The organism is Halobacillus sp. (genome assembly GCF_049282395.1).
Taxonomy (GTDB): domain Bacteria; phylum Bacillota; class Bacilli; order Bacillales; family Halobacillaceae; genus Halobacillus.
Genome location: NZ_JBAPTY010000124.1, coordinates 1 through 5,327 on the forward strand (window position 1 = coordinate 1; position 5,327 = coordinate 5,327).

The 5,327-nt window shown below is 39.6% G+C and carries 7 protein-coding genes; 2 read left to right on the forward strand and 5 right to left on the reverse strand.

Annotation, left to right across the window (positions count from 1 at the left end):
* The first annotated feature begins 395 nt into the window (after window positions 1-395).
* Complete coding sequence (locus WAM07_RS05810) at window positions 396-674, forward strand: hypothetical protein (protein WP_422165537.1); 279 nt, start codon at window positions 396-398, stop codon at window positions 672-674.
* Here WAM07_RS05810 and WAM07_RS05815 read toward each other — a convergent pair whose 3' ends face one another.
* Together WAM07_RS05815 and WAM07_RS05820 are read right to left on the reverse strand one after the other, a co-directional pair.
* A complete protein-coding gene (locus tag WAM07_RS05815; RefSeq protein ID WP_422165538.1) occupies window positions 675-929 on the reverse strand; it encodes a hypothetical protein in 255 nt (84 codons plus the stop codon).
* 364 nt (window positions 930-1,293) lie between these two features.
* Window positions 1,294-1,716, reverse strand: a complete 423-nt coding sequence (locus WAM07_RS05820; protein WP_422165539.1) for a hypothetical protein — start codon at window positions 1,714-1,716, stop codon at window positions 1,294-1,296.
* A 236-nt stretch (window positions 1,717-1,952) separates the two neighbouring features.
* On the opposite strand from WAM07_RS05820, the gene WAM07_RS05825 reads away from it, so the two are divergent.
* Window positions 1,953-2,456: a cupin domain-containing protein gene (locus tag WAM07_RS05825; RefSeq protein ID WP_422165541.1), complete on the forward strand. Its 504-nt coding sequence runs from the start codon at window positions 1,953-1,955 to the stop codon at window positions 2,454-2,456.
* 51 nt (window positions 2,457-2,507) lie between these two features.
* Here the strand turns inward: WAM07_RS05825 and WAM07_RS05830 are convergent, their stop codons facing one another.
* The 3 genes from WAM07_RS05830 to WAM07_RS05840 all read right to left on the reverse strand — a co-directional run.
* Window positions 2,508-2,933, reverse strand: a complete 426-nt coding sequence (locus WAM07_RS05830) for a GNAT family N-acetyltransferase (RefSeq protein ID WP_422165542.1) — start codon at window positions 2,931-2,933, stop codon at window positions 2,508-2,510.
* A gap of 109 nt (window positions 2,934-3,042) precedes the next feature.
* Window positions 3,043-4,617: an acyl-CoA synthetase MbcS gene (mbcS, locus tag WAM07_RS05835; protein ID WP_422165544.1), complete on the reverse strand. Its 1,575-nt coding sequence runs from the start codon at window positions 4,615-4,617 to the stop codon at window positions 3,043-3,045.
* A 444-nt stretch (window positions 4,618-5,061) separates the two neighbouring features.
* Window positions 5,062-5,327: DUF2179 domain-containing protein (locus tag WAM07_RS05840; RefSeq protein WP_422165545.1), on the reverse strand; the 266-nt coding region annotated here is incomplete at its 5' end.

Here is a 5,327-nt window from a genome sequence, read left to right on the forward strand (position 1 = left end):
CACGAAGAGTGGAGCGATTCGATGTTGACTTATCGTACAGAAGTGAGGGAAGTCTCACTAGACGCTAGGTGCTGGAGCTGGATAGCTCTCCTTGTCGTTTATGTTCTGATTTTCGAGTACGACTAAAATAGTGTAAGAATGGGATAAACATGATCGGTGAGACCGCGGAAAGCTTTAGCTTGAGGAGGCTCAGCGCAAGAGATGTTCGACTAAGATCGCCACGTCGTGTGGCAACGTCGAACGACCCTGCATCGTGCAGGGGCGGAAAGCGAAATCGTCCCCCGGAGGACCTTCCGCTCAACAAATATCTCGGAACTGAGTCTTCAGGTAACGGGAGCTTTACCTTAAAATCAATAATGAAGTTTAACAAATCTATAAAATAAGGAGGGGTATTTATGTTCAATAAGAGAAAAGAACGGGGAGATTGGATTAATCCTCTTTATCTCCCTCTTTTCACAGCCATTCCCATCGATTCATGGCTCATAATAAAAAAAGGATCCTACGCAAGCGTAGAATTATCTATGTATATCATAGCTATTTTATTTCTTATCTATTCAGGGGCTGTAGAAACCAGCCAGGAGGAAGTTAAGCACCGAGTTTTCGGGTATATTTACCTTGTCTCGGCGCTTGTTTTTGGAGCTGTTGGCCTTATGATTTGGCTCGGCAATACTTAATTATATAAAGAAAAGCCATGGGAGAATCATTGGGATCGTAATGATAATGGTTACAATCAGCCACGCGCTTGGATTTTCACTCGTTAATTGCTTACGATAAGACATTCCCCACGCCAAAAGTAACAAAAGGGTCATGATGATACTGCGAAAATGAATGTCCCCATCTTTATTGTTTACAAATATGTAGACGCCTCCCTCAATGAGAATCAGAATTCCAACCAGTATGTTAAAGATATGAGTAAATATCCTGCTCATTTTATGCACTCCTCGTTGTTGTCTTATTCATTTTAACCTCTTCAAGTATATTACATTCTTTTTATTTTTTTGACTATCATAAACGTTTTATGGAGATTTCGTTAGATAATTCCTTTAAAATTTTCGTCTTGATTTACATTTAAGTTTTCGATTCTTTAAGACTCAGCCCTGCACGACACAGGAAAGTGGAATTGCCCCGAAAGACATGACCAGCGTAACACCACTATCCAAAAGGATTACGTTTTTTCGATCCATTGATGAGCGGCTTACGTCCCGAATGTCTGAGTGATGGAACAAGACGAGATCTCCGGAAGGAATCATTATTTTCTTAACAAAAAACTAGCCAGCCTGGAAAAACGGCTGACTAGTACTTATTAAATAATTGCTCAAGTGGCTGAGTAATTTCGTAAATGGCACCTTTCTCCTTCAAAATCTTCCAATGATCCGCGTAAAAGTAAATCTCTAATAATGTGTGCTTATTACTTGAAAGCTTTATAGCGCCCTCGACATCTTCTGACAGTTCCGCATCCTCTTCATGTGGAGATTCTTTTAACGTTCTTAATAGGGTTTTAATCTCCTGTTCTGTATCAATCGTAACAGTCTGTCTTCCATCCTCTAATTTATAATAAGTCAGAGTCATCGGACGTTCATATTCATTCCAATCATGAGGTGTAACTGCATCTTGGCTGAATTTTACTGGATTAAAGAAGTACCTTTGATCTATGTAAACTAGAGACAAAATTATCGTAAATAGAATACCCGTTATTATAATTATTTTCTTTGCCATTTGCTCACCTCGTTTATTATTCTAACAATTTTAGTAATATCTTTCCAATTCAACTAGCGCATTTTTTTAACTATTCACATCATGTTAATATAATATTTAACTATCCAACATAAATTGTGTCTCTGTATTAACATACGAATATAAGTTGGTAATAGTTTCATTTATATTCAAAAAATGTTTATCTTCTTTTATGTATGGTTATGTTTCACTGGGAGAGATATTGAAAGGAGAGACTCATGAACACAAGTATAGATCGTATTTTGCTGAAAGAGGATGGCTATTATCCAAATCACCCCTATTTGCCAGCGTTAGTATATCGTCAGGCAATGGATATGCCAACAAGTGAAGCTGAAAGGTTATTCAAAAAAAACCGGTGGTCCAACACATGGGTTGGCGGAATATTTGATTACCATCATTACCATAGCCGAACTCACGAAATACTAGGTGTGATAGAAGGATCAGCCCGCTTGAAGCTAGGCGGACCGCACGGACAAACCCTGGAGGTTAAAAAAGGAGATTTAATTATTCTTCCAGCCGGCGTGGCTCATAAAAATGAAGGGGCCACTGTTGATTTCCAAGTTCTTGCTGCCTACCCATTTGGAGAATCATTTGACTTAAAAACTGGAGATAAAAAGGAATACGAACAAGCACTTTCTCAAATTCCTGATGCGCCTGCTCCTGCAGCAGATCCTCTCTTGGGGGAAAATGGACCGTTAATGGAATTATGGAACCGGTCATAAATAATAAAATCCGCTTTAAGGAAAATTCTTAAAGCGGATTATTTTTAGAAATTATAGCTTTTTATAGAAACCAGTAGCTTTTCCGACAAAACCAAATCCCTCATAGATCTTATGGGTGACTTCACGTTCTTTACGGTTACCACTATTTAATTGAATTGTTTTGGCACCTTTAACCTCTGACCAGTGCTCTGCCTCTCTCATTAGTAATCTCCCCACACCTTCTCCTTGATGTTCTCTGTCGACTACAAAAGCAATGACTCGAACATGAGGGCTATCGGTATGATAGGCATAACTGAAACTCATCCCGATCATGCCAATCACCCCTTCAGTCGAGTCATATACAAAAGTTTTGAAATCCTCATGAGGCAAAATCACCTCTAAGCGCTGCCTCATCTCGTTTTCTGTGGCTGGATAACCTAATGTTTTCATAAGTTCTGCTAGATGATTGGCATCATCTATGACAGCTCCTCTAATCATTGACTCATTCTCCTATCCATTTCCAAAAAAAAGACCCATTGAAGAGTTTTCTCAGCAACAGGTCTTGTCTTTCAGTTATAGTCTCAGATTAAGCTTCCTATCAGGCAGCCTATCTGGAAGCATTTTCTTTTTTACGAAGCTCTACGCGACGGATCTTTCCAGACGTCGTTTTAGGAAGTTCCTCGGTGAACTCGATTTTTCTCGGATATTTGTAAGGGGCTGTGGTGTTCTTAACATGGTCTTGTAATTCTTTCACTAGACTATCCGTTGGCTCATAGTTGTTCTGAAGTACAATAAAAGCTTTTACAACATTACCACGCACCTCATCAGGGCTTGAAACTACAGCACACTCCTGCACAGCTTTGTGCTTCACAAGAGCATCTTCTACTTCAAAAGGTCCAATGGTGTATCCGGAACTGATAATAATATCATCACTGCGTCCTTCAAACCAGAAATACCCATCTTCATCTTTTCTCGCCTGATCCCCTGTCACATAATAATGTCCACGATGGGACATTTTTGTGCGTTCCGGATCCTTATAATACTCTTTGAACAAGGCAGGAGTATCCAGATGCACAGCGATATCTCCAACTTCTCCTGTTTCCACAGGTTCAGCAAGTTCATCAATAATTTCAACTTGATTCCCTGGTGTAGGACGTCCCATGGAACCAGGACGGACCTCCATGTCTTTCAAAATTCCTACTAAAAGAGTATTCTCCGTCTGACCATAACCATCCCGAACCGTTACGTTGAAATGATTCTTAAAAGTATCAATAACTTCCCTGTTTAATGGTTCGCCTGCAGAAACAGCGCTGTGCAGTCCAGCAAGCTGATAATCATCAAGATTATCTACTTTAGCCATAAGGCGATATTCAGTTGGTGTACAGCATAAAACATTAACATTGTGCTCATCCATAAGGCTTAAATAGGTTTTCGGATTGAATTTCCCTTGATACACGAGACCTCTTGCCCCCGTGCCCAGGACGGATAAAAACGGGCTCCACACCCACTTCTGCCAGCCTGGCCCAGCTGTCGCCCATACTGTATCACCATCTTGAATAGCAAGCCATTTATAAGCAGCAGTCTTCAAATGAGCGTATCCCCATCCATGGGTATGAACCACTCCTTTTGGATTGCCTGTCGTTCCAGAAGTATACGATAAAAAGGCCATATCATCGCTAGCTGTGTCAGCTGTTTCAAGATTAGAACTGTAATCCTCTAATAATCCGTCAAAGTCAAACCAGCCTTCTTTCGAACCTCCTACAGAAAATTTAAGGAGTTGATCACTTTCTTTCACTTCATCCAAATGGTCTGTAAAGGGATGGTAGCTGACCACCGCACGTACATCCCCATGAGTAATCCGGTACTGCAGGTCTTTCGCACGAAGCATTTCTGAACTTGGAATAATAACTAACCCAGCTTTTAAAGCAGCGATATATACTTGATACGCTTCAATCAATCGAGGAATCATGACAAGGATTTTATCTCCCTTTTGCAAACCATGGTCCAGAAAAGCATTTCCCATCTTGTTTGCCTGATGCAGGAGCTGTTCGTATGTAACTTCTTTTCGGCCCCCGGCTTCACTCAGCCACAATAAAGCCTTTCGGTCAGGATCTTCCGCAAACTTTTCCATCTCTGAAACTACGTTATATCTTTCAGGGGCAATTAATTCTTCACGATCCACTTGATATTCCTCCTCTACAATAATGAGCGTTTGTTCATTTTTTATAGCAAACTAATTATATCAAATATTCTTAATTATTCAATCTATTTAATTTTACCCAGGGCAAATCTATTGAGTTAAGTAAATTGACAGAAAATAATCCTTTCATGTATGATTAACCATAACAAGTTGTTCGTGAGGAGTGAAATCTTATAATGGAAAGAAAAACTGGGAACATGATAAGCCCTTTATCGCTCTTACTTATCAGTCTTTCCATGATGATTATTCTGTTATTTTTCTGCTTTTCTTATCTAACAGGCAGCTATAACTACACCATAGCCTCACTTATCGCAGTGAGCTTTATAAACGCCTCTACTTTATTAGGCTTCACAAGCATTAAAAAACCTTATAAAAAAGCCTTCAGATTAAAATAACTTCTGAAGGCTTTTTCATATTCTATTTTAATTAAGCGAGACGTTTGAAGTTCTCTCCCAGTATTTCATTCATGGAATGAACCGTAATAAATGCTCGCTCATCTACAGACGACATAAACTTTTTCAAGCGAGTGTAATCTTTTCGGTTTAAGATTGTCGTAATTACTTCCTTGTCTTCCTGATTAAATGCACCTTTTGCGTAGTGAATCGTTGCCCCGCGCCCCAGCTGCTGAACGATGAAATTGCGCACAAGATCACTTTCCCGACTGATAATAACAATTTCTTTATTGTTATCAA